This is a genomic window from Pseudocitrobacter sp. CD920760, from assembly GCF_057782505.1.
Window position 1 is genome coordinate 931,611 of record NZ_CM173490.1, and the last position, 23,059, is coordinate 954,669.

The window sequence follows — 23,059 nt, forward strand, 5'->3', positions numbered from 1 at the left end:
TGAAAGCCGTGCTTCAACACGGCTTTTTTGCGACAGAAATATCAGTATTCCGGGGTACCGCTCATTCCTTTTCATGGACTAAAAACGCGTTATGTTGTCTGCTAATCAACCAATCAGCGAAAATGTGCCTGCCCACGGGTGTCGCCATGTGGCTATCATCATGGACGGCAATGGTCGCTGGGCGAAGAGACAAGGGAAGATTCGCGCCTTTGGACATAAAGCCGGGGCGAAGTCTGTTCGCCGCGCCGTGTCGTATGCGGCGAATAATGGCATTGAAGCATTAACCCTTTATGCGTTCAGCAGTGAAAACTGGAACCGCCCCGAGCAAGAAGTTAGCGCATTGATGGAGCTTTTCGTGTGGGCGCTTGATAGCGAAGTAAAAAGCCTGCATCGCCACAATGTACGGTTGCGTATCATCGGTGATACCAGCCGGTTCAACGCCCGCCTACAGGAGCGCATCCGTAAAGCGGAAGCGTTAACCGAAAATAATACCGGGCTGACGTTAAATATCGCCGCTAATTATGGTGGGCGTTGGGATATTATTCAGGGAGTTCAGCGACTGGCTGAACAGGTTCAGGAAGGGTTACTCCGTCCCGACAACATCAGTGAAGATCTGCTGAGTCAGCAAATCTGCATGCATGAACTGGCTCCCGTGGATTTAGTAATTAGGACAGGGGGAGAACATCGCATCAGTAATTTTCTTATCTGGCAAATCGCCTATGCTGAACTTTACTTTACCGATGTTCTTTGGCCCGATTTCGATGAACAAGACTTTGAGGGTGCGCTGCATGCTTTTGCAAATCGCGAGCGTCGTTTCGGCGGCACCGAGCCTGGTGGCGAATAGGTCTGATGGGGGTAGCTTTTGCTGAAGTATCGCCTGATTTCTGCATTAATTTTAATACCCGTTGTTATTGCGGCGCTGTTTTTGCTGCCGCCAGTCGGGTTCGCCATTGTTACGCTGGTCGTCTGTATGCTGGCCGCGTGGGAATGGGGACAACTGAGCGGATTTAGCTCGCGTACGCAGCGGGTGTGGCTGGCGGTACTTTGCGGCCTGTTGTTGGCGGTGATGCTCTTCTTGCTTCCTGAGTATCACCATAACCTCCATCAACCGGTTGTTGAGATTTCGCTCTGGGCCTCACTGGCCTGGTGGGTCGTGGCGCTGTTACTGGTGCTGACCTATCCGGGTTCAGCGTCGTCATGGCGTCATTCAAAAACGCTGCGTCTGCTGTTTGGCCTGCTGACTATCGTGCCGTTCTTCTGGGGCATGGTGGCGTTGCGCGCATGGCACTACGACGATAACCACTACAGCGGTGCGCTGTGGCTGCTGTATGTCATGATCCTCGTGTGGGGTGCGGATTCCGGCGCGTATATGTTTGGCAAACTGTTTGGCAAACATAAGCTGGCGCCTAAAGTTTCACCGGGGAAAACCTGGCAAGGATTCATCGGCGGCCTGTTAACGGCTGCGGTTATTTCCTGGGCCTATGGGTTGTGGGCAAATCTGGACGTAGCCCCCTCAACCCTATTAATATGCTCCATTGTCGCTGCGCTGGCTTCTGTGCTCGGCGATCTGACCGAGAGCATGTTTAAACGTGAAGCCGGCATCAAGGACAGTGGACATTTGATTCCCGGTCACGGCGGAATTCTGGACCGTATTGACAGCCTGACGGCGGCGGTTCCTGTATTCGCGTGCTTGCTGTTGTTAGTTTTCAGGACGATTTAACGGATGGGTCTATGCTGAGCATACTCTGGAATCTGGCGGCATTTATTGTTGCCCTGGGTGTATTGATCACCGTCCATGAATTTGGTCACTTCTGGGTTGCTCGCCGCTGTGGCGTTCGCGTAGAGCGTTTTTCAATTGGTTTTGGGAAATCGCTCTGGCGTCGCGTTGATAAACACGGCACCGAATTTGTTATCGCCCTTATCCCCCTGGGCGGCTACGTCAAAATGCTGGATGAGCGCGTCGAGCCGGTTGCACCGGAGATGCGCCACTTCGCATTCAACAACAAAACGGTCGGCCAGCGCGCCGCCGTTATTGCTGCCGGCCCTGTCGCCAACTTCCTTTTTGCCATCTTCGCTTACTGGCTGGTGTTTATCATCGGCGTCCCTGGCGTTCGTCCGGTTGTCGGTGAAATAACCCCCAATTCGATTGCGGCAGAAGCACAAATTGCACCAGGTACGGAACTAAAAGCCGTAGATGGTATCGAAACGCCTGATTGGGATGCAGTGCGTTTGGCGATGGTCGCTAAAATTGGCGACGAGCGCGCCACCCTCACTGTTGCCCCTTTCGGGAGTGAACAGCGTCAGGATAAAATCCTGAATTTGCAGCACTGGGCGTTCGAACCGGATAAAGAAGATCCTATCGCTTCACTCGGTATTCGCCCGCGCGGTGCGCAGATTGAACCTGTCCTCGCCGAGATTCAGGCCGACTCTGCTGCCAGCAAAGCCGGTTTGCAAGCTGGCGACAGGATCGTTAAAGTCGATGGTCAGCCGCTGGAAAACTGGATGATGTTTGTCACGCTGGTGCGTGATAACCCCGGTAAAGGACTGCGGTTAGATATCGAAAGGCAGGGGAGTCCCTTGTCTTTGACGCTGATACCGGATACAAAACACGGTAACGGAAAGGCGGAAGGGTTTGCGGGTGTGGTACCAAAAGTTATCCCGCTGCCTGACGAATACAAAACAGTGCGCCAGTATGGGCCGTTCAGCGCCATCGCCCAGGCCACGGATAAAACGTGGCAGTTGATGAAGCTGACGGTTAGCATGCTGGGAAAATTGATCACCGGTGACGTCAAACTGAACAACCTCAGTGGGCCGATTTCGATCGCTCAGGGGGCTGGGATGTCAGCGGAGTACGGGTTGATTTACTATCTGATGTTTCTTGCGCTCATCAGTGTAAATCTGGGCATCATCAACCTGTTCCCGCTCCCCGTGTTAGATGGGGGCCATCTGCTGTTTTTGGCGATTGAAAAGCTGAAGGGCGGTCCGGTATCCGAGCGAGTTCAAGACTTTAGTTATCGCATTGGCTCAATACTGCTGGTGTTGTTAATGGGGCTTGCACTTTTCAATGATTTCTCTCGGTTATGAGAGTTAGTTAGGAAGAACGCATAATAACGATGGCGATGAAAAAGTTGCTTATAGCGTCGCTGCTGTTTAGCAGCGCGACCGTATACGGTGCTGACGGGTTCGTAGTGAAGGACATTCATTTCGAAGGCTTGCAGCGAGTCGCTGTTGGTGCGGCCCTCCTCAGTATGCCAGTACGTCCTGGTGATACCATAACTGATGACGATATCAGTAATACCATTCGCGCACTGTTTGCCACTGGCAACTTTGAGGACGTTCGCGTCCTGAGAGACGGCGATACGTTACTGGTACAGGTCAAAGAGCGTCCAACGATTGCCAGCATCACCTTCTCCGGCAACAAGTCGGTGAAAGATGACATGCTCAAGCAGAACCTTGAAGCATCTGGCGTTCGCGTGGGTGAATCTCTTGACCGCACCACGCTTTCGGATATCGAAAAAGGGCTCGAAGACTTCTACTACAGCGTGGGTAAATACAGCGCGAGCGTAAAAGCCGTTGTCACCCCGCTGCCGCGTAACCGTGTCGACCTGAAACTGGTCTTCCAGGAAGGCGTCTCCGCGCAAATCCAGCAGATCAACATCGTGGGTAACCACGCGTTCAGCACGGAAGATCTCATCTCGAATTTCCAGCTGCGTGATGAAGTGCCGTGGTGGAACGTGGTGGGCGATCGCAAATACCAGAAACAGAAACTGGCGGGCGACCTTGAAACCCTCCGCAGCTACTATCTGGATCGCGGTTACGCACGTTTCAACATCGACTCCACGCAGGTGAGCCTGACGCCTGATAAAAAAGGCATCTACATCACCGTTAACGTGACGGAAGGCGATCAGTACAAACTCGATAGCGTACAGGTGAGCGGCAATCTGGCCGGGCACTCCGCTGAAATCGAAGCGCTGACCAAAATCGAGCCGGGCGAGCTGTATAACGGCACCAAAGTGACCAAAATGGAAGATGACATTAAAAAGCTTCTGGGTCGCTATGGTTACGCCTATCCGCGCGTTCAGTCTCAGCCTGAAATCAACGATGCGGATAAAACCGTTAAGCTGCATGTGAACGTTGATGCGGGTAACCGTTTCTACGTGCGCAAAATCCGCTTTGAAGGTAACGACACTTCCAAAGATGCCGTCCTGCGTCGCGAAATGCGCCAGATGGAAGGGGCATGGCTGGGCAGCGATTTAGTTGACCAGGGTAAAGAGCGTCTGAACCGTCTGGGTTACTTCGAAACCGTCGATACCGACACCCAACGCGTATCGGGCAGCCCGGACCAGGTGGATGTGGTTTACAAGGTGAAAGAGCGTAACACCGGTAGCTTCAACTTCGGTATCGGTTACGGTACGGAAAGCGGCGTCAGCTTCCAGGTTGGCGTACAGCAGGATAACTGGTTAGGTACGGGCTACTCCGTTGGTATCAACGGCACCAAGAACGACTACCAGACCTATTCTGAGTTTTCTGTGACCAACCCGTACTTTACGGTCGATGGCGTGAGCCTCGGCGGTCGTATCTTCTACAATGACTTTAAAGCGGATGATGCGGACCTCTCCTCCTATACCAACAAAAGTTATGGTTTAGATGGAACGCTGGGCTTCCCGATCAACGAATACAACACGCTGCGTGCGGGTCTGGGCTATGTCCATAACGACCTGTCTAACATGCAGCCGCAGGTAGCGATGAACCGTTATCTGGATTCAATTGGTCAGAATGCCAGCACGACGTCTGATGATAATAACTTCTCGGCGGATGACTTCACCTTCAACTATGGTTGGACGTATAACAAACTGGACCGCGGCTACTTCCCGACGGACGGTTCGCGCGTTAACCTGAACGGTAAGGTCACAATTCCGGGCTCTGATAACGAGTTCTATAAAGTCACGCTGGATACCGCGTCCTACTTCCCGATTGATGACGACCACAAGTGGGTTGTTCTGGGTCGTACACGTTGGGGTTACGGTGATGGCCTGGGCGGCAAAGAACTGCCGTTCTATGAAAACTTCTATGCCGGTGGTTCCAGCACCGTGCGTGGCTTCCAGTCGAACAACATCGGTCCTAAAGCGGCTTACTATGGCCCGGGTACCGATAACTGTGAAACCACCAAAGACGGCAAACCTGGCATCTGTGATTCAGATGATGCAGTCGGCGGTAACGCCATGGCTGTTGCCAGCATGGAACTGATTGTACCTACGCCGTTCGTGAGTGATAAATACGCGAACTCTATTCGTACTTCTGTCTTCTGGGATGCGGGTACCGTGTGGGATACTAACTGGAAAGACACTGCAGAGACACGTGCTGCGGGGATCCCTGACTACAGCGATCCAAGCAACATCCGTATGTCTGCGGGTATCGCATTACAATGGATGTCCCCATTGGGGCCGTTGGTCTTCTCCTACGCCCAGCCGTTCAAGAAATACGATGGAGACAAAGCCGAGCAATTCCAGTTTAACATTGGTAAAACCTGGTAATTGCTGACTTGCAAAGGAAATGCAGTGCAGTGTAGTGACGCTGTATAGGCATAGCGTTAAGTGGCCTTCGGGCCACACAAAAAACGGTACCTTCGGGTACGCATGGGATGGTAAGGAGTTTTATTGTGAAAAAGTGGTTAGTAGCTGCAGGTTTAGGTTTAGCAATGGCTGCGTCTGCTCAGGCAGCAGATAAAATCGCAATTGTTAACATGGGCAACCTGTTCCAACAAGTTGCACAGAAAACCGGTGTTTCCAGCACGCTGGAAAATGAGTTCAAAGGCCGTGCCGGCGAACTTCAGCGTATGGAAGGCGACCTGCAGTCTAAAATGCAGCGTCTGCAATCCATGAAAGCAGGTGCAGACCGCACCAAGCTGGAAAAAGACATCACTTCTCAGCGCCAGACTTTCGCACAGAAAGCTCAGGCATTTGAGCAGGATCGCCAGCGTCGTACCAACGAAGAGCGCGGCAAACTGGTTACTCGTATCCAGACTGCTGTGAAATCTGTTGCAAGCAGCCAGAGCATCGACCTGGTTGTTGACGCTAACGCCGTTGCATTCAACAGCAGCGATGTTAAAGACATCACCGCTGATGTACTGAAACAGGTTAAATAAGTAATGCCTTCAATTCGACTGGCTGATCTCGCGCAGCAGTTGGATGCGGAATTACACGGTGATGGCGATATCGTCATCACCGCTGTCGCGTCCATGCAATCCGCGACCACAGGCCATATTACGTTCATGGTGAATCCTAAATACCGTGAGCACCTGGCCGCTTGCCAGGCTTCTGCAGTCGTCATGACCGCAGACGATCTTCCTTTTGCCAAAAGCACGGCGCTGGTAGTGAAGAATCCTTACCTGACTTACGCCCGTATGGCCCAAATTTTAGATACCACGCCGCAACCGGCGCAGGATATCGCCCCCAGCGCAGTCATCGACCCTACGGCGACGCTCGGCAAAAACGTCTCTATCGGCGCGAATGCGGTGATTGAATCTGACGTTGTGCTTGGCGATAACGTGGTAATTGGCGCAGGCTCTTTCGTCGGTAAAAAGACGAAAATCGGTGCCGGCTCGCGTCTGTGGGCAAACGTCAGTATTTACCACGACATCGAGATCGGTGAGAATTGCCTGATCCAGTCCAACACCGTGATCGGCGCGGATGGTTTTGGTTATGCCAACGATCGCGGTAACTGGGTGAAGATCCCACAATTAGGTCGCGTGATTATTGGCGATCGCGTGGAGATCGGCGCCTGTACCACCATTGACCGTGGCGCACTTGACGATACGGTGATCGGCAACGGTGTTATCATTGATAACCAGTGCCAGATTGCGCACAACGTGGTGATTGGCGACAATACCGCCGTCGCCGGCGGCGTCATTATGGCCGGTAGCCTGAAAATTGGCCGTTACTGCATGATTGGCGGCGCCAGCGTCATTAACGGACACATGGAAATTTGCGACAAAGTGACAGTAACCGGCATGGGCATGGTGATGCGCCCGATTACTGAGCCTGGCGTCTATTCTTCTGGTATTCCGCTTCAGCCGAATAAGGCGTGGCGTAAGACAGCAGCACTGGTGATGAATATTGATGATATGAGCAAGCGCCTGAAAGCTGTAGAGCGCAAGATCAATCAACAAGACTAAACAGTCACCCACATTGGATTGTCGCCGAATTTATTGGGCTAAGCCCTGTGATGACGGAGCGACATTTATCGGCCTGTCGGCTTTCTGAAAATCCGGCAGGCCGTGTTATTATTGCCATTCAGTATATTTTGACAGGAAGAGTATTTTGACTACCGACACTCATACTCTGCACATTGAAGAGATTTTAGAACTTCTGCCGCACCGTTACCCGTTCTTACTGGTTGATCGCGTGCTGGATTTTGAAGAAGGTCGTTTTCTGCGCGCAGTGAAAAACATTTCCGTAAATGAGCCGTTTTTCCAGGGGCACTTCCCTGGTAAGCCGATTTTACCTGGCGTGCTGATTCTGGAAGCGATGGCGCAGGCGACCGGTATTCTGGCGTTCAAAAGCGTGGGTAAACTGGAACCAGGCGAACTTTACTATTTCGCAGGTATCGACGAAGCGCGCTTCAAGCGCCCGGTTGTGCCTGGCGATCAGATGATTATGGAAGTCACCTTCGAGAAAACCCGTCGCGGCCTGACTCGCTTTAAAGGCGTTGCGCTGGTTGACGGCAAGGTTGTTTGCGAAGCGACTATGATGTGTGCGCGTAGCCGGGAGGCCTGATCCGTGATTGATAAAACCGCCTTTATCCATCCTACCGCCATTGTTGAAGACGGTGCCGTTATCGGTGCTAACGTTCACATTGGCCCGTTTTGTATTGTGGGGTCCAACGTCGAAATCGGCGAAGGTACCGTACTGAAGTCTCACGTTGTAGTTAACGGCATCACCAAAATTGGCCGTGATAACGAGATTTATCAGTTCGCCTCCATCGGTGAAGTGAACCAGGATCTGAAATATGCTGGCGAACCAACCCGTGTGGAGATTGGCGATCGCAACCGCATTCGCGAAAGCGTCACCATTCATCGTGGCACAGTACAGGGCGGTGGATTGACGAAGGTGGGTAGCGATAACCTGCTGATGATCAACGCGCACGTCGCGCATGATTGCCAGCTCGGCGATCGCTGTATCCTTGCCAACAACGCCACGTTGGCAGGACACGTTACGCTCGACGACTACGTAATTATCGGCGGTATGACTGCGGTCCATCAGTTCTGCATCATTGGTGCACACGTGATGGTTGGCGGTTGTTCCGGCGTTGCGCAGGACGTTCCACCGTTCGTGATCGCGCAGGGCAACCATGCCACGCCGTTTGGGGTGAACATCGAAGGTCTGAAACGTCGCGGCTTTAGCCGTGAGGCGATTACTGCTATCCGTAATGCGTATAAGGCGTTGTACCGTAACGGTAAAACGCTGGATGAAGCGAAAGCTGAAATCGCTGAACTGGCTGAGCAGTACCCGGAAGTTAAAGCGTTTACGGAATTCTTCGCGCGTTCAACTCGCGGTCTGATTCGTTAATGACTGAGCAGCGTCCATTAACGATTGCCCTGGTCGCCGGAGAAACTTCCGGCGATATTCTTGGCGCTGGCCTGATCCGTGCTCTTAAAGCGCGGATTCCCAATGCGCGGTTTGTCGGCGTTGCCGGCCCGCGTATGCAGGCTGAAGGCTGTGAAGCCTGGTATGAAATGGAAGAGCTGGCGGTGATGGGGATTGTCGAAGTCCTCGGGCGCCTGCGTCGTCTGTTACACATTCGTGCCGATCTCACAAAGCGTTTTACTGAGCTGCAACCCGATGTTTTCGTCGGCATTGATGCCCCGGATTTCAACATCACGCTTGAGGGCAACCTGAAGAAGCAGGGCATTAAAACCATTCACTATGTCAGCCCGTCCGTCTGGGCCTGGCGACAGAAACGCGTTTTCAAAATAGGCAGAGCCACCGATCTGGTGCTCGCATTTCTGCCTTTCGAAAAAGCGTTTTACGACAAATTTAACGTTCCCTGCCGCTTTATCGGACACACCATGGCCGACGCCATGCCGCTGGACCCCGATAAAAATGCGGCGCGGGATGTGCTGGGTATTCCGCACGATGCGCACTGTCTGGCTTTGCTGCCGGGAAGCCGTGGCGCGGAAGTGGAAATGCTCAGCGCTGATTTTCTGAAAACGGCGCAAATCCTGCGTCATCACTATCCGGATCTGGAAGTGGTGGTCCCGCTGGTAAATGCCAAACGCCGTGAACAGTTCGAACGCATTAAGGCCGAGGTTGCGCCGGATCTCCACGTTCACCTGCTGGATGGCATGGGACGTGAAGCGATGGTTGCCAGCGATGCGGCACTGCTGGCCTCTGGCACAGCGGCGCTGGAATGCATGCTGGCAAAATGCCCGATGGTGGTGGGCTATCGCATGAAACCGTTCACCTTCTGGCTGGCGGAACGACTGGTTAAAACTGATTATGTGTCGCTGCCTAACCTGCTCGCCGGGCGCGAGCTGGTGAAAGAGCTGTTGCAGGATGAATGCCAGCCGCAGGCGCTGGCTGATGCGTTACTGCCGCTGCTGGCGAATGGCAAAACCAGCCACGCTATGCACGACACTTTCCGCGAACTGCATTTGCAAATCCGCTGTAATGCCGATGAGCAGGCAGCTGACGCGGTTCTGGAGTTAGCACGATGATTGAATTTGTGTATCCGCACACCCATTTAGTGGCCGGTGTGGATGAAGTTGGCCGTGGCCCGCTGGTCGGCGCCGTGGTGACTGCGGCGGTGATCCTCGATCCCGCCCGCCCGATTATTGGGTTGAATGATTCTAAAAAGCTGAGCGAAAAACGCCGTCTGGCGCTGTTTGATGAAATCAAAGAGAAAGCGCTCTGCTGGAGCCTGGGCCGCGCAGAACCCCATGAAATCGATGAACTGAACATTTTGCATGCCACGATGCTGGCGATGCAGCGTGCTGTTGCTGGGTTAAGCATCGCACCGGAATACGTGCTGATCGATGGCAACCGTTGCCCTGCGTTGCCGGTGCCTTCAATGGCGGTGGTGAAGGGCGACAGCCGGGTGGCGGAAATCAGCGCCGCATCTATCATTGCGAAAGTGACGCGCGACGCCGAAATGGCTGCCCTTGATGGTATATTTCCGCAGTACGGCTTTGCCCAGCACAAAGGTTACCCAACCGCTTTTCATCTGGAAAAGCTGGCAGAATACGGTGCCACCGAGCACCACCGACGCAGTTTTGGCCCGGTTAAACGGGCACTGGGTCTGGTATCCTGACTCTATCTACGCCCTCAGTAAGCAACGCGGGATCTAACAATGGCTGAACCACGTTTCGTACACCTTCGGGTGCACAGTGACTACTCCATGATCGATGGCCTGGCGAAAACGGCACCGCTGGTGAAAAAGGCGGCGGCGTTAGGCCAGCCTGCACTGGCGATCACCGATTTCACCAACCTGTGTGGTCTGGTGAAGTTCTATGGTGCGGGCCATGGCGCGGGGATCAAACCGATCGTCGGGGCAGATTTCCACGTGCAGTGCGATCTGCTTGGCGATGAAATGACGCAGCTCACCGTGCTGGCGGCCAATAATACGGGCTACCAGAATCTGACGCTGCTGATTTCGCGCGCCTATCAGCGTGGCTACGGCGCCGCTGGCCCGTGGATCGATCGCGACTGGCTGGTCGAACTGAAAGAGGGATTGATACTGCTCTCCGGTGGTCGCATGGGCGATGTCGGGCGCTGTCTGCTGCGTGGCAATATGCCGCTGGTTGAGGAGTGCGTCTCGTTCTATGAAGAACATTTCCCGGATTGCTATTTTCTCGAACTGATTCGTACCGGTCGCCCGGACGAAGAGCCTTATCTGCATGCCGCCGTTGAGCTGGCGGAAGCGCGTGGTCTGCCGGTCGTGGCAACCAATGACGTCCGTTTCCTCGAAACCGGTGACTTTGACGCGCACGAAATTCGCGTCGCCATCCACGATGGCTTTACGCTTGATGACCCGAAACGCCCGCGTAACTATTCACCGCAGCAGTATATGCGCAGCGAAGAGGAGATGTGCGAGCTGTTTGCCGACATTCCGGAAGCGCTGGAAAATACCGTAGAGATCGCCAAGCGCTGTAACGTCACGGTGCGTCTGGGTGAATACTTCCTGCCGCAATTCCCGACCGGGGATATGAGCACCGAAGACTTCCTGGTTGCCAAATCCCATGAAGGCCTGGAAGAGCGTCTGGCGTTTCTGTTCCCGGACGAGGAAGAGCGTAAAAAACGCCGTCCGCCGTATGATGAACGTCTGGAAACAGAACTTAAAGTTATCAACCAGATGGGCTTCCCTGGTTACTTCTTGATCGTCATGGAGTTTATCCAGTGGTCAAAAGATAACGGCGTACCGGTCGGCCCGGGGCGTGGCTCCGGTGCGGGTTCTCTGGTGGCGTATGCGCTGAAAATTACCGACCTCGATCCGCTGGAATTTGACCTGCTGTTCGAACGTTTCCTTAACCCGGAACGTGTCTCAATGCCTGACTTCGACGTTGACTTCTGTATGGAGAAACGCGACCGGGTTATCGATCACGTGGCGGAAATGTACGGTCGCGATGCGGTATCGCAGATCATCACCTTCGGTACGATGGCGGCAAAAGCGGTTATCCGCGACGTAGGGCGCGTGCTCGGTCATCCGTACGGCTTCGTCGATCGCATCTCTAAACTGGTGCCGCCCGATCCGGGTATGACGCTGGCGAAAGCGTTTGAAGCGGAACCGCAGCTGCCAGAAATCTACGAAGCGGACGAAGAAGTTAAAGCGCTGATCGACATGGCGCGTAAGCTGGAAGGGGTCACCCGTAACGCCGGTAAGCACGCCGGTGGTGTGGTGATCTCGCCGACTAAAATCACCGATTTTGCGCCACTTTACTGTGATGAAGCGGGTCAGCACCCGGTTACCCAGTTCGATAAAAGCGACGTTGAATACGCCGGGCTGGTGAAGTTCGACTTCCTTGGCCTGCGTACGCTGACTATCATCAACTGGGCGCTGGAGATGATCAACGCCCGCCGCGAGAAGCACGGCGAACCGCCGCTGGATATCGCCGCCATTCCGCTGGATGACAAGAAAAGCTTCGACATGCTGCAACGCTCGGAAACCACGGCGGTATTCCAGCTTGAATCGCGCGGCATGAAAGACCTGATTAAACGTCTGCAACCTGACTGCTTCGAAGATATGATTGCCCTGGTGGCCCTGTTCCGTCCGGGCCCGTTGCAATCAGGGATGGTAGATAACTTTATCGACCGTAAGCATGGTCGCGAAGAAATTTCCTATCCGGACGTTCAGTGGCAGCACGAATGCCTGAAACCGGTACTGGAGCCGACCTACGGCATTATCCTGTACCAGGAACAGGTGATGCAGATTGCCCAGGAACTCTCTGGCTATACCCTTGGCGGCGCGGATATGCTGCGTCGTGCAATGGGTAAGAAGAAGCCCGAAGAGATGGCCAAGCAGCGCGGCGCGTTTGAAGAAGGCGCGAAAAAACGCGGTGTTGACGGCGAACTGGCGATGAAAATCTTTGACCTGGTGGAGAAATTCGCCGGTTACGGGTTTAACAAATCTCACTCCGCCGCTTATGCGTTGGTCTCCTACCAGACGCTGTGGCTGAAAGCGCACTACCCGGCAGAGTTTATGGCGGCGGTAATGACCGCGGATATGGACAACACCGAGAAGGTGGTCGGTCTGGTGGATGAGTGTTGGCGCATGGGGCTGAAAATCCTGCCGCCTGACATTAACTCCGGTTTATATCATTTCCACGTTAATGATGACGGGGAAATCGTGTATGGTATCGGCGCGATTAAGGGCGTCGGTGAGGGGCCGATTGAGGCTATCATCGAAGCGCGTAACAATGGCGGCTATTTCCGCGAACTGTTCGACCTGTGCGCGCGCACTGATACCAAAAAACTGAACCGTCGCGTGCTGGAAAAACTGATCATGTCCGGGGCGTTCGACCGGCTTGGCCCGCACCGCGCGGCGTTGATGAACTCGCTTGGCGATGCGCTGAAAGCGGCGGATCAACACGCGAAGGCAGAAGCCATCGGGCAGGCCGATATGTTTGGCGTGCTGGCGGAAGAGCCGGAGCAAATTGAACAATCCTACGCCAACTGCCAGCCGTGGCCGGAACAGGTGGTGCTGGATGGTGAACGGGAAACGTTGGGTCTGTACCTGACGGGCCACCCGATTAACCAGTATTTAAAAGAAATTGAGCGCTATGTCGGAGGCTACAGGCTAAAAGACATGCATCCGACAGAACGTGGTAAAGTGACCACGGCTGCGGGGCTCGTCATTGCGGCGCGGGTAATGGTCACCAAGCGCGGCAATCGTATCGGCATCTGCACGCTGGATGACCGTTCCGGGCGTCTCGAAGTCATGTTGTTTACCGAGGCACTGGATAAATACCAGCATTTGCTGGAAAAAGACCGCATACTTATCGTCAGCGGACAGGTCAGCTTTGATGACTTCAGCGGCGGGCTTAAAATGATGGCCCGCGAAGTTATGGATATTGACGAAGCCCGGGAAAAATACGCTCGCGGGCTTGCTATCTCGCTGACGGACAGGCAAATTGATGACCAGCTTTTAAACCGACTCCGTCAGTCTCTGGAACCCCACCGCTCTGGGACAATTCCAGTACATCTCTACTATCAGAGGGCGGATGCACGTGCGCGGTTGCGTTTCGGTGCAACGTGGCGTGTCTCTCCGAGCGATCGTTTACTTAACGATCTGCGTGGCCTTATTGGTTCGGAGCAGGTGGAACTGGAGTTTGACTAATACAGGAATACTATGAGTCTGAATTTCCTTGATTTTGAACAGCCGATCGCAGAGCTGGAAGCGAAAATCGATTCTCTGACTGCGGTTAGCCGTCAGGATGAGAAACTGGATATTAACATCGACGAAGAAGTGCATCGTCTGCGCGAAAAAAGCGTAGAGCTGACGCGCAAAATCTTTGCCGATCTCGGCGCATGGCAGGTAGCCCAACTGGCGCGCCATCCGCAGCGCCCGTACACCCTGGATTATGTCCGCCTGGCGTTTGATGAATTTGACGAACTGGCCGGCGACCGCGCTTATGCTGACGATAAAGCTATCGTGGGCGGGATCGCGCGTCTGGATGGACGTCCGGTGATGATCATTGGTCATCAGAAAGGCCGTGAAACCAAAGAAAAAATCCGTCGCAACTTCGGTATGCCAGCACCAGAAGGCTACCGTAAAGCCCTGCGTCTGATGGAGATGGCCGAGCGCTTCAACATGCCGATCATCACCTTCATCGACACCCCGGGTGCATACCCTGGCGTGGGCGCGGAAGAACGCGGTCAGTCTGAAGCGATTGCGCGTAACCTGCGTGAAATGTCACGTCTGAGCGTGCCGGTTATCTGTACCGTTATCGGTGAAGGTGGCTCCGGCGGCGCGCTGGCGATCGGCGTGGGTGATAAAGTGAATATGCTGCAGTACAGCACCTATTCGGTGATTTCACCGGAAGGCTGTGCGTCTATTCTGTGGAAAAGCGCGGATAAAGCCCCGCTGGCCGCAGAAGCGATGGGCATCATTGCCCCGCGTCTGAAAGAGCTGAAGCTGATTGACTCTATCATTCCAGAACCGCTGGGCGGCGCGCACCGCAACCCGGAAGTGATGGCGGCATCGCTGAAAGCGCAACTGCTGGAAGATCTGGCCGATCTCGACGTGCTGAGCAAAGACGACCTTAAAAATCGTCGTTATCAGCGCCTGATGAGCTACGGCTACGCGTAAGCGGTTAATCAGATATTTGCTAAAAAAGGGTCACATTGCGTGACCCTTTTTTTTATCTGTGATTTAGCTGGGCTATGATTAGCTAACATTTCCAGGAGGAGCGCATGAATATAATCGCCATTATGGGGCCGCACGGCGTCTACTACAAAGACGAGCCTATCAAGGAGCTGGAAAGCGCGTTACTCGCGCAGGGCTTCAAAATTATCTGGCCGCAAAACAGCGCTGACCTGCTGAAATTCATCGAACATAACCCGCGTATCTGCGGCGTTATCTTCGACTGGGACGAATACAACGTTGACCTGTGTAGCGAGATCAATCAACTAAACGAATATCTTCCGCTTTACGCCTTCATTAACACCCATTCGACGATGGACGTCAGCGTCCACGATCTGCGGATGGCGCTGTGGTTCTTTGAATATGCGCTGGGGCAGTCTGGCGATATCGCCACCCGCATCCGCCAGTACACCGATGAGTACCTGGATAACATTACGCCGCCGTTCACCAAAGCGCTGTTTACCTATGTGAATGAGGGTAAATACACCTTCTGTACGCCCGGTCATATGGCGGGAACGGCGTATCAAAAAAGCCCGATTGGTTGCCTGTTCTATGATTTCTTTGGCGCCAATACGCTGAAGGCGGATGTCTCGATTTCCGTAACCGAGCTGGGTTCGCTGCTCGATCACACCGGCCCGCATCTGGAAGCGGAAGAGTATATTGCCCGCACCTTTGGCGCTGAACAAAGTTATATGGTGACCAACGGGACCTCGACGTCGAACAAAATTGTCGGCATGTACGCCGCACCGGCCGGCAGCACGTTGTTGATTGACCGTAACTGCCATAAATCGCTCGCCCATTTGCTGATGATGAGCGATGTGGTGCCATTGTGGCTGAAGCCAACCCGGAACGCGCTCGGTATTCTCGGGGGCATCCCGCGTCATGAATTTACCCGCGACAGCCTGCAACAGAAAGTTGATGCGACTAAAAATGCACAGTGGCCGGTGCATGCGGTGATCACGAATTCCACCTACGATGGCCTGCTGTATAACACCAACTGGATCAAGCAAACGCTGGATGTGCCGTCGATTCACTTCGACTCGGCGTGGGTGCCGTATACCCACTTCCACCCAATTTATCAGGGCAAAAGCGGCATGAGCGGCGAGCGCGTGCCGGGGAAAGTGTTCTTCGAAACGCAATCGACGCATAAAATGCTGGCCGCGCTGTCGCAGGCTTCGCTTATTCACATCAAAGGCGACTACGATGAAGATACCTTCAACGAAGCCTTTATGATGCACACCTCGACATCGCCGAGTTACCCGATTGTCGCCTCAATCGAAACGGCAGCGGCGATGCTGCGCGGCAATCCTGGGAAGCGTCTGATTACCCGTTCGGTGGAGCGTGCGTTGCATTTCCGCAAAGAGGTTCAGCGACTGCGTGAAGAGTCGGATAGCTGGTTCTTTGACATCTGGCAGCCGGAAGAGATCGACGAAGCAGAATGCTGGCCGGTCTCGCCGGGGGAAGACTGGCATGGATTTGCCGATGCCGACAGCGATCATATGTTCCTCGATCCGGTCAAAGTGACCATCCTGACGCCAGGTATGGACGAGCAGGGCAACATGAGCGACGAGGGTATTCCTGCGGCGCTGGTGGCGAAATACCTCGATGAGCACGGCGTGGTGGTGGAGAAAACCGGGCCGTATAATCTACTGTTCCTGTTTAGCATCGGTATCGATAAAACCCGGGCAATGGGCCTGTTGCGCGGGTTAACGGAGTTCAAGCGTGCCTATGATCTTAATCTGCGGGTGAAAAACATGCTGCCGGATCTCTACGCGGAAGATCCGGATTTCTACCGCAATATGCGTATTCAGGATCTGGCGCAGGGGATCCACAAACTGATCCGCCAGCACGATCTGCCGCGTTTAATGCTGCGTGCGTTTGACGTGCTGCCGGAAATGAAGATGACGCCGCATCAGGCATGGCAGCGTCAGATTAAAGGCGACGTTGAAACGGTGGCGCTGGAAGAGGTGGTGGGTCGCGTTTCCGCTAATATGATCCTGCCGTATCCGCCGGGCGTGCCGCTGTTGATGCCGGGCGAGATGATCACCGAAGAGAGCCGCTCGGTGCTCGATTTTCTGCTGATGCTGTGCTCGGTCGGGCGTCACTATCCGGGCTTCGAGACGGATATTCACGGTGCGAAGCGTGATGAGAACGGCGTTTACCGGGTTCGAGTCTTAAAAAGCGGCGAAGGGGTTGCGCGTTAAGCCCCGGCACAGGTAACGTGCTGAAAACGATAAAGGAGAATAAGAATGCTGGGTTTAAAACAGGTTCACCATATTGCCATTATTGCGACCGACTACGCGAAGAGTAAGGCGTTCTACTGTGACATTCTGGGGTTTACCCTGCAGAGCGAGTTTTATCGCGAAGAGCGCGATTCCTGGAAGGGCGATCTGGCGCTGAACGGGCAGTATGTGATTGAGCTGTTTTCGTTCCCGTTTCCGCCCGCGCGTCCAAGCCGCCCGGAAGCCTGCGGCCTGCGTCATCTGGCCTTTAGCGTTGACGATCTCGATGCGGCGGTCGCGCATTTGCAGGCGCATGGCGTAACCTGTGAAGCGATTCGCGTTGATCCGTTTACGGACAAACGCTTTACCTTTTTTAATGACCCTGACGGCCTGCCGCTGGAACTGTACCAACAGTAGGGCTTGCAACCCTGAGTCCGGCCCGGTAACGTGCCGGGCTTAGCCTTCTAATGACAACATCATGACGACGCCTGCTTTCACTTCATCCCTTGAGCCTCACCGCCAGTTTCTGGTGGCCTTCAGCGGTGGCCTGGACTCCACGGTATTGCTGCATCAGCTGCTCTGCTGGCGGCGGGAAAATCCATCCGTTACGCTGCGGGCAATACATATTCACCACGGCTTGAGTCAGCACGCGGATGCCTGGGTTGCGCATTGCCAGCAGCAATGCTTAGCGTGGAATGTCCCGTTACAGGTTGTGCGCGTGACGCTGGCGCAGGATGGTCTGGGAATTGAAGCGCAGGCCCGGCAGGCGCGTTATCAGGCATTCAGTGAAGCGTTACAGGATGGCGAGGCGCTGGTTACGGCGCAGCATCTGGACGATCAGTGTGAAACCTTCCTGCTGGCGCTCAAACGCGGAAGCGGCCCGGCGGGGCTTTCCGCCATGCCCGCCTGCATGCCGTTTGCGAGAGGGTATCTGCTTCGCCCCTTACTGAATGCATCGCGTGCTTCACTGCTGGCGTGGGCGCAAGCGCACCAGCTCTCATGGATTGAAGATGAGAGCAATCAGGATGATGCCTACGATCGAAACTTCCTCCGTTTACGTGTCGTACCGCTGCTCAGCGAGCGCTGGCCCCATTTTGCACAAGCCACGGCCCGTAGCGCGGCGCTCTGTGCTGAACAGGAGCAACTGCTGGATGAACTGCTGGCCGGGGAACTGATCCGCCTGGTGACGCCGGAAGGCGCGCTGAATCTGTCGCCGATGCTAACTATGAGCGCCCCGCGCCGCGCCGCGCTGTTACGCCGTTGGCTGGCATTACATCATGCGGCTATGCCGTCGCGCGATATGCTGACGCGCATCTGGCAGGAAGTTGTCGAGGCACGCGAGGATGCGGCCCCATGCCTGCGCCATGGCGATCACGAGATTCGTCGCTATCAGCAACAACTTTGGTGGGTGAAAACGCGCGTATCGCCGGGGGATAAAACGTTTCTCTGGCCTGATATTGCGCAGTGCCTGAGTTTACCCGTTGGAGACGTGCGTTTGGTTTCGGGGGGCGATATCCGTCCACCGCACGAAAATGAAATCGTCACCATTCGTTTTAAAGCCCCAGGCACGCTTCACATCGTGGGGCGCAACGGTGGTCGTAAGCTGAAAAAAATCTGGCAGGAACTGGGTGTCCCACCGTGGCTGCGCGACACCACGCCGCTGCTGTTTTATAACGATGTGTTGGTGGCAGCGGCGGGGCGGTTTGTGACGCAGGAAGGGGCGATAACGCCAGGAACCGGTTTACAGCTGGAATGGAAAAAAACGGGCAGCTAAGCTGCCCGTTGTTCACTCAGGATTCGCTCACCACGACGGTGCCGATTTGCGGATGGCTGAAGCTGGTAATGCGGTCGAGGCGCACTTCGCGGCTCTCTCCGCCGGCTTCAAGGACCAGATACTCTACGTTTTTGCGTGAGAGCAGGTCGCTGGCTTTCGCTTGCAGCACTTCGCCGTCTTTAAGTTCCAGCGTCAGCACGAGGTGATGCTGGCAGGCGAGCTCGAGATTGTCATAGTCATCACAATTGATAGGTTGATAGGTCTCATTCATTGACATAATCGCTCACCAGTAAGTTTGCCGCCGCATAGGCCGCTTTTTCCCTGATCGACTCTGAAAGGGCGCTATCCGCCGCAACTTCGTTCAATACTTTCAGTACACAACCCAGCGCATCCGGGATGTACCCTAAATCTCCGCTGGCAATTTCCGCATAGCGTTGACGAATCAACTCACAATAATTGTCCACATGCCCTCCTGTCAGCGTTCTGACTCAACCGTGGATGCAAGTTAAGCCTACGAAGATAAACTCTGTTTAGCAAGGTGACTATATCATACTCATTTAAGCATTATCAGCAGGATGAATGTCGGCTCCTGTAAATCCCGACAGCCTTTTACCGTTGATTTCGTTACAATGAGCGCCATTTTTACAGGAGCTAATGTATGGCACTGAAAGCGACAATTTACAAGGCGGTGGTCAATGTGGCTGACATCGACCGCAACCAGTTTCTCGATGCGTCCCTGACGCTGGCGCAGCATCCGTCCGAAACGCAGGAACGCATGATGCTACGCCTGCTGGCGTGGATTAAATATGCCGATGAGCGTCTCCAGTTCACCCGTGGCCTGAGCGCCGATGATGAGCCGGAAATCTGGCTGCGTAACGACCATCTGGGCATCGATCTGTGGATTGAACTCGGCCTGCCGGACGAGCGCCGCATCAAGAAAGCGTGCAGCCTGGCGAAGGAGGTAGCGCTGTTCACCTATAACAGCCGCGCGGCTGAAATCTGGTGGCAACAAAACCAGAGCAAACTGGCGTCATTCGATAAACTGAGCGTCTGGTATCTGGATGACGAGCAGCTGGCGAAGCTCAGCGCCTTTGCTTCTCGCACCATGACGCTTCAGGCGACGCTGCAGGAAGGCGCGATTTGGTTATCGGATGCTCAGAATAATCTGGAAATTCATTTTACGACGTGGCAGCAACCGGCATGATTGTTCTCTCACGGGCGGTCAGTATCCCGGATGAAGAGATAACCATTACCGCCATCCGGGCGCAGGGGGCGGGGGGCCAGCACGTCAATAAGGCCTCGACGGCTATCCATTTGCGTTTCGATATCCGCGCTTCCAGCCTGCCGGACTATTATAAAGAGAAGCTGCTGGCAGCCAGTCACCACTTAATTTCTGCCGACGGTGTGTTTATCATTAAAGCGCAGGAGTATCGCAGTCAGGAGATGAACCGCGAAGCGGCGATTGCGCGGCTGGTGGCTGTCATTAAGGAATTAACGACAGAACAGAAAAGTCGTCGTGCAACCCGGCCAACGCGCGCGTCCAAAGAACGCAGGCTGAATGCCAAAGCGCAAAAATCGAATGTAAAAACATTGCGTGGCAAGGTGAACTACTAACGACTGCGGACGTAATAAGAAATCAAAGAGGGAATTGATGGTGAAAAAAGCAATATTGACGATAGCTGCCGCCGGTATGCTGTTTGCACTGTTTGGGTGTAACAATCGTGCGGAAGTGGAAACGCTGGCCCCGGCCCAAATGGCTGAGTTGAAACCGATGCAGCAAAGCTGGCGCGGTATTTTACCTTGCGCCGATTGCGAAGGGATTGAAACCTCGCTGTTCCTCGCCAAAGATGGCACCTGGGTAATGAATGAACGCTATCAGGGCGTGGCAAAAGAGCCGTCATCGTTCGCCAGCTATGGCACCTGGGCGCGTACCGCCGGGAAGCTGGTGTTAACCGACAGTAAAGGCGAGAAGTCCTGGTATCGGGTGAAAGGTGATAACCTGGAGATGCTCGACCAGGAAGGAAACCCGATTGAGTCCACGCTTAACTACACGCTGGCGCCGGTGAAGGCGAGCCTGCCGACAACGCCAATGGCGATGCGCGGGATGTATTTCTACATGGCGGATGCGGCAATCTTTACCGATTGCGCCACGGGCAAGAAGATGGCGGTGGCCAGCAATGCGCAGTTAGAACGTGATTATGCGGTGGCGCGTGGCACGGAAACTAAGCCTGTACTGCTGGTGGTGGAAGGGCATTTCACCCTGGAAGCTAACCCGGATACGGGCGAGATGGTGAAAACGTTACAACCGGACAGCAACACGAAGTTTATTCCGGGGAAAGGTTGTAACTGATCCGGCCTGTAGGTCGGGTAAGCGCAGCGCCACCCGACAAAAAAGCCTCGCAATCGCGAGGCTTTTTCATAACTTAACCCGAATTAGCCTTTGATGGCTTTCACCAGGTAATCGACGATATCGCCGGTTTTAATCAGCTGTTTCTCGCCGTTGCGACGGTATTTGTATTCGATATCGTCGTTGTCGAGGTTACGGTCGCCCAGCACGATGGTGTGCGGAATACCAATCAGCTCCATATCCGCGAACATTACGCCCGGACGCTCTTTACGGTCGTCCATCAGCACTTCGATACCCTGCGCACGCAGCTCAGCGTACAGCTTCTCAGCCAGCTCCTGCACGCGGTAGGATTTGTGCATATTCATCGGCAGAATCGCTACCTGGAACGGTGCGATAGCTTCTGGCCACAGGATCCCACGGTCATCAAAGTTCTGCTCGATCGCCGCCGCCACCACGCGAGTTACCCCGATACCGTAGCAGCCCATGGTCAGGATCTGGTTACGGCCATCTTCGCCCTGTACGGAGGCTTTCATCGCTTCGGAGTACTTGGTACCCAACTGGAAGATGTGACCGACTTCGATACCACGTTTAATCAGCAGCGTACCTTTACCATCCGGGCTCGGGTCGCCGGCAACCACGTTACGGATGTCCGCAACTTCAGGCGTCGCGACATCACGATCCCAGTTGATACCGAAGTAGTGTTTACCGTCGATATTCGCGCCAGCACCGAAGTCGCTCATTACCGCAACGGTACGGTCGATAACCATCGGAATCGGCATGTTTACCGGGCCGAGAGAGCCTGGGCCTGCGTTAACGACAGCACGGATTTCTTCTTCGGTCGCGAAGGTCAGCGGGCTGGCAACCTGCGCCAGTTTCTCTGCTTTGACTTCGTTCAGTTCGTGGTCACCGCGTACCAGCAGAGCAACCAGTGGAGATTTGCTGCCTTCCGCCGCTTTTACCAGCAGCGTTTTGACGGTTTTTTCGATCGGCAGATTAAACTGCTCAACCAGCTCGGCGATAGTTTTTGCGTTCGGCGTATCAACCAGCGTCATTTCCTGAGTGGCGGCAGCGCGCGGTTCTTTCGGCGCAACGGCTTCAGCAAATTCGATGTTAGCGGCGTAATCGGATGAGTCAGAGAAGATCACGTCATCTTCGCCACTCTGCGCCAGCACCTGGAATTCGTGGGATGCGCTACCGCCGATAGAACCGGTATCAGCCTGCACAGCACGGAAATCCAGACCCATACGGCTGAAGATTTTGCTGTAAGCGGCGTACATGGCGTCGTAGGTTTCCTGCAGGGATTCCTGAGAAGTGTGGAAAGAGTAGGCATCTTTCATCAGGAATTCACGGGAACGCATCACACCGAAACGCGGGCGAACTTCATCACGGAATTTCGTCTGGATCTGATAGAAGTTCAGCGGCAGTTGTTTGTAAGAGCTGAGCTCATTACGAATCAGGTCGGTGATCACTTCTTCGTGAGTTGGGCCGAGTACGAACGGACGATCGCCACGGTCTGCAATACGCAGCAGTTCCGGGCCATATTGTTCCCAGCGACCACTCTCTTGCCACAGTTCAGATGGCTGAACCACCGGCATTAACACCTCGATAGCACCGGCGTTGTTCATCTCTTCACGCACGATGTTTTCGACTTTTTTCAGGACGCGCACGCCGGTCGGCAGCCAGGTGTATAACCCGGAGGCCAGCTTGCGGATCATCCCGGCGCGCAGCATCAGCTGGTGGCTGATAACCTCGGCGTCGGCAGGTGTCTCCTTCAGAGTGGAGAGCAGGTATTGGCTAGTACGCATGTTGTTACGGTTCCAGTTGGACGATCGAACAGGCTCAAATCAAGCCTGATGCAAA

21 protein-coding genes are annotated in these 23,059 nt (G+C 54.4%); 18 read left to right on the forward strand and 3 right to left on the reverse strand.

Annotated elements, in window-relative coordinates:
- Positions 1–91 precede the first annotated feature (91 nt).
- The 15 genes from ispU (at position 92) to tilS (ending at position 18,852) form a co-directional block, all read left to right on the forward strand.
- The gene (gene ispU / locus AC1MKH_RS04230; RefSeq protein ID WP_015965842.1) at positions 92–844 is read left to right on the forward strand and encodes a (2E,6E)-farnesyl-diphosphate-specific ditrans,polycis-undecaprenyl-diphosphate synthase; all 753 of its coding nucleotides are present in this window, start codon (positions 92–94) and stop codon (positions 842–844) included.
- 18 nt (positions 845–862) lie between these two features.
- On the forward strand, positions 863–1,720 hold the full coding sequence (gene cdsA / locus AC1MKH_RS04235; protein WP_041686315.1) for a phosphatidate cytidylyltransferase: 858 nt from the start codon (positions 863–865) through the stop codon (positions 1,718–1,720).
- An 11-nt stretch (positions 1,721–1,731) separates the two neighbouring features.
- Entirely contained in the window at positions 1,732–3,084 is a 1,353-nt protein-coding gene (rseP, locus tag AC1MKH_RS04240) for a sigma E protease regulator RseP (protein ID WP_015965840.1), read from the forward strand.
- A gap of 29 nt (positions 3,085–3,113) precedes the next feature.
- Positions 3,114–5,534: an outer membrane protein assembly factor BamA gene (gene bamA / locus AC1MKH_RS04245; protein WP_276221606.1), complete on the forward strand. Its 2,421-nt coding sequence runs from the start codon at positions 3,114–3,116 to the stop codon at positions 5,532–5,534.
- Positions 5,535–5,659: 125 nt separating this feature from the next.
- On the forward strand, positions 5,660–6,145 hold the full coding sequence (gene skp / locus AC1MKH_RS04250) for a molecular chaperone Skp (protein WP_276221604.1): 486 nt from the start codon (positions 5,660–5,662) through the stop codon (positions 6,143–6,145).
- A gap of 3 nt (positions 6,146–6,148) precedes the next feature.
- Positions 6,149–7,174, forward strand: coding sequence for a UDP-3-O-(3-hydroxymyristoyl)glucosamine N-acyltransferase (lpxD, locus tag AC1MKH_RS04255; protein ID WP_276221602.1), 1,026 nt, complete (start codon positions 6,149–6,151; stop codon positions 7,172–7,174).
- A 145-nt stretch (positions 7,175–7,319) separates the two neighbouring features.
- Entirely contained in the window at positions 7,320–7,775 is a 456-nt protein-coding gene (gene fabZ / locus AC1MKH_RS04260; protein WP_015965836.1) for a 3-hydroxyacyl-ACP dehydratase FabZ, read from the forward strand.
- A 3-nt stretch (positions 7,776–7,778) separates the two neighbouring features.
- Positions 7,779–8,567: an acyl-ACP--UDP-N-acetylglucosamine O-acyltransferase gene (gene lpxA / locus AC1MKH_RS04265; protein ID WP_276221599.1), complete on the forward strand. Its 789-nt coding sequence runs from the start codon at positions 7,779–7,781 to the stop codon at positions 8,565–8,567.
- A complete protein-coding gene (gene lpxB, locus AC1MKH_RS04270; protein ID WP_276221597.1) occupies positions 8,567–9,715 on the forward strand; it encodes a lipid-A-disaccharide synthase in 1,149 nt (382 codons plus the stop codon). Before lpxA ends, lpxB begins: the two co-directional genes overlap by 1 nt.
- A complete protein-coding gene (rnhB, locus tag AC1MKH_RS04275) occupies positions 9,712–10,308 on the forward strand; it encodes a ribonuclease HII (RefSeq protein ID WP_276221595.1) in 597 nt (198 codons plus the stop codon). The genes lpxB and rnhB overlap by 4 nt, the downstream gene beginning before the upstream one ends.
- Positions 10,309–10,347: 39 nt before the next feature.
- Complete coding sequence (gene dnaE, locus AC1MKH_RS04280) at positions 10,348–13,830, forward strand: DNA polymerase III subunit alpha (RefSeq protein ID WP_276221593.1); 3,483 nt, start codon at positions 10,348–10,350, stop codon at positions 13,828–13,830.
- A gap of 12 nt (positions 13,831–13,842) precedes the next feature.
- Positions 13,843–14,802 (forward strand): acetyl-CoA carboxylase carboxyl transferase subunit alpha, encoded by a 960-nt coding sequence (accA, locus tag AC1MKH_RS04285; RefSeq protein WP_276221591.1) that lies wholly within the window; start codon positions 13,843–13,845, stop codon positions 14,800–14,802.
- Between the two features lie 104 nt (positions 14,803–14,906).
- A complete protein-coding gene (gene ldcC / locus AC1MKH_RS04290) occupies positions 14,907–17,060 on the forward strand; it encodes a lysine decarboxylase LdcC (protein ID WP_276221589.1) in 2,154 nt (717 codons plus the stop codon).
- A 45-nt stretch (positions 17,061–17,105) separates the two neighbouring features.
- Positions 17,106–17,495 (forward strand): VOC family protein, encoded by a 390-nt coding sequence (locus AC1MKH_RS04295; protein WP_276221587.1) that lies wholly within the window; start codon positions 17,106–17,108, stop codon positions 17,493–17,495.
- Positions 17,496–17,556: 61 nt separating this feature from the next.
- Complete coding sequence (gene tilS / locus AC1MKH_RS04300) at positions 17,557–18,852, forward strand: tRNA lysidine(34) synthetase TilS (protein WP_276221585.1); 1,296 nt, start codon at positions 17,557–17,559, stop codon at positions 18,850–18,852.
- Positions 18,853–18,868: 16 nt separating this feature from the next.
- On the opposite strand, the gene rof is transcribed toward tilS, so the two are convergent.
- Both rof and AC1MKH_RS04310 read right to left on the reverse strand, forming a co-directional pair.
- Positions 18,869–19,129: a Rho-binding antiterminator gene (rof, locus tag AC1MKH_RS04305; RefSeq protein WP_015965827.1), complete on the reverse strand. Its 261-nt coding sequence runs from the start codon at positions 19,127–19,129 to the stop codon at positions 18,869–18,871.
- Positions 19,116–19,316, reverse strand: coding sequence for a YaeP family protein (locus tag AC1MKH_RS04310; RefSeq protein ID WP_015965826.1), 201 nt, complete (start codon positions 19,314–19,316; stop codon positions 19,116–19,118). The genes rof and AC1MKH_RS04310 overlap by 14 nt, the downstream gene beginning before the upstream one ends.
- Positions 19,317–19,510: 194 nt before the next feature.
- Here AC1MKH_RS04310 and AC1MKH_RS04315 point away from each other — a divergent pair, with 194 nt between their 5' ends.
- The 3 genes from AC1MKH_RS04315 to nlpE are packed head-to-tail and all read left to right on the forward strand — an operon-like array spanning position 19,511 to position 21,202.
- Positions 19,511–20,056: a YaeQ family protein gene (locus AC1MKH_RS04315; RefSeq protein WP_276221582.1), complete on the forward strand. Its 546-nt coding sequence runs from the start codon at positions 19,511–19,513 to the stop codon at positions 20,054–20,056.
- Entirely contained in the window at positions 20,053–20,466 is a 414-nt protein-coding gene (gene arfB / locus AC1MKH_RS04320) for an alternative ribosome rescue aminoacyl-tRNA hydrolase ArfB (RefSeq protein ID WP_231825321.1), read from the forward strand. The genes AC1MKH_RS04315 and arfB overlap by 4 nt, the downstream gene beginning before the upstream one ends.
- 37 nt (positions 20,467–20,503) lie before the next feature.
- A complete protein-coding gene (gene nlpE / locus AC1MKH_RS04325; protein ID WP_442961899.1) occupies positions 20,504–21,202 on the forward strand; it encodes an envelope stress response activation lipoprotein NlpE in 699 nt (232 codons plus the stop codon).
- Between the two features lie 83 nt (positions 21,203–21,285).
- Here nlpE and proS read toward each other — a convergent pair whose 3' ends face one another.
- Entirely contained in the window at positions 21,286–23,004 is a 1,719-nt protein-coding gene (proS, locus tag AC1MKH_RS04330; protein ID WP_276221578.1) for a proline--tRNA ligase, read from the reverse strand.
- Positions 23,005–23,059 lie beyond the last annotated feature (55 nt).

Excerpts from the sequence above, each read along its gene's own strand:
- ispU (WP_015965842.1), top strand. The coding sequence starts at position 92 with ATGTTGTCTGCTAATCAACCAATCAGCGAAAATGTGCCTGCCCACGGG.
- rseP (WP_015965840.1), top strand. The coding sequence starts at position 1,732 with ATGCTGAGCATACTCTGGAATCTGGCGGCATTTATTGTTGCCCTGGGT.
- bamA (WP_276221606.1), top strand. The coding sequence starts at position 3,114 with ATGGCGATGAAAAAGTTGCTTATAGCGTCGCTGCTGTTTAGCAGCGCG.
- lpxD (WP_276221602.1), top strand. The coding sequence starts at position 6,149 with ATGCCTTCAATTCGACTGGCTGATCTCGCGCAGCAGTTGGATGCGGAA.
- lpxB (WP_276221597.1), top strand. The coding sequence starts at position 8,567 with ATGACTGAGCAGCGTCCATTAACGATTGCCCTGGTCGCCGGAGAAACT.
- rnhB (WP_276221595.1), top strand. The coding sequence starts at position 9,712 with ATGATTGAATTTGTGTATCCGCACACCCATTTAGTGGCCGGTGTGGAT.
- dnaE (WP_276221593.1), top strand. The coding sequence starts at position 10,348 with ATGGCTGAACCACGTTTCGTACACCTTCGGGTGCACAGTGACTACTCC.
- accA (WP_276221591.1), top strand. The coding sequence starts at position 13,843 with ATGAGTCTGAATTTCCTTGATTTTGAACAGCCGATCGCAGAGCTGGAA.
- ldcC (WP_276221589.1), top strand. The coding sequence starts at position 14,907 with ATGAATATAATCGCCATTATGGGGCCGCACGGCGTCTACTACAAAGAC.
- AC1MKH_RS04295 (WP_276221587.1), top strand. The coding sequence starts at position 17,106 with ATGCTGGGTTTAAAACAGGTTCACCATATTGCCATTATTGCGACCGAC.
- tilS (WP_276221585.1), top strand. The coding sequence starts at position 17,557 with ATGACGACGCCTGCTTTCACTTCATCCCTTGAGCCTCACCGCCAGTTT.
- rof (WP_015965827.1), bottom strand. The coding sequence starts at position 19,129 with ATGTCAATGAATGAGACCTATCAACCTATCAATTGTGATGACTATGAC.
- AC1MKH_RS04315 (WP_276221582.1), top strand. The coding sequence starts at position 19,511 with ATGGCACTGAAAGCGACAATTTACAAGGCGGTGGTCAATGTGGCTGAC.
- arfB (WP_231825321.1), top strand. The coding sequence starts at position 20,053 with ATGATTGTTCTCTCACGGGCGGTCAGTATCCCGGATGAAGAGATAACC.
- nlpE (WP_442961899.1), top strand. The coding sequence starts at position 20,504 with ATGGTGAAAAAAGCAATATTGACGATAGCTGCCGCCGGTATGCTGTTT.
- proS (WP_276221578.1), bottom strand. The coding sequence starts at position 23,004 with ATGCGTACTAGCCAATACCTGCTCTCCACTCTGAAGGAGACACCTGCC.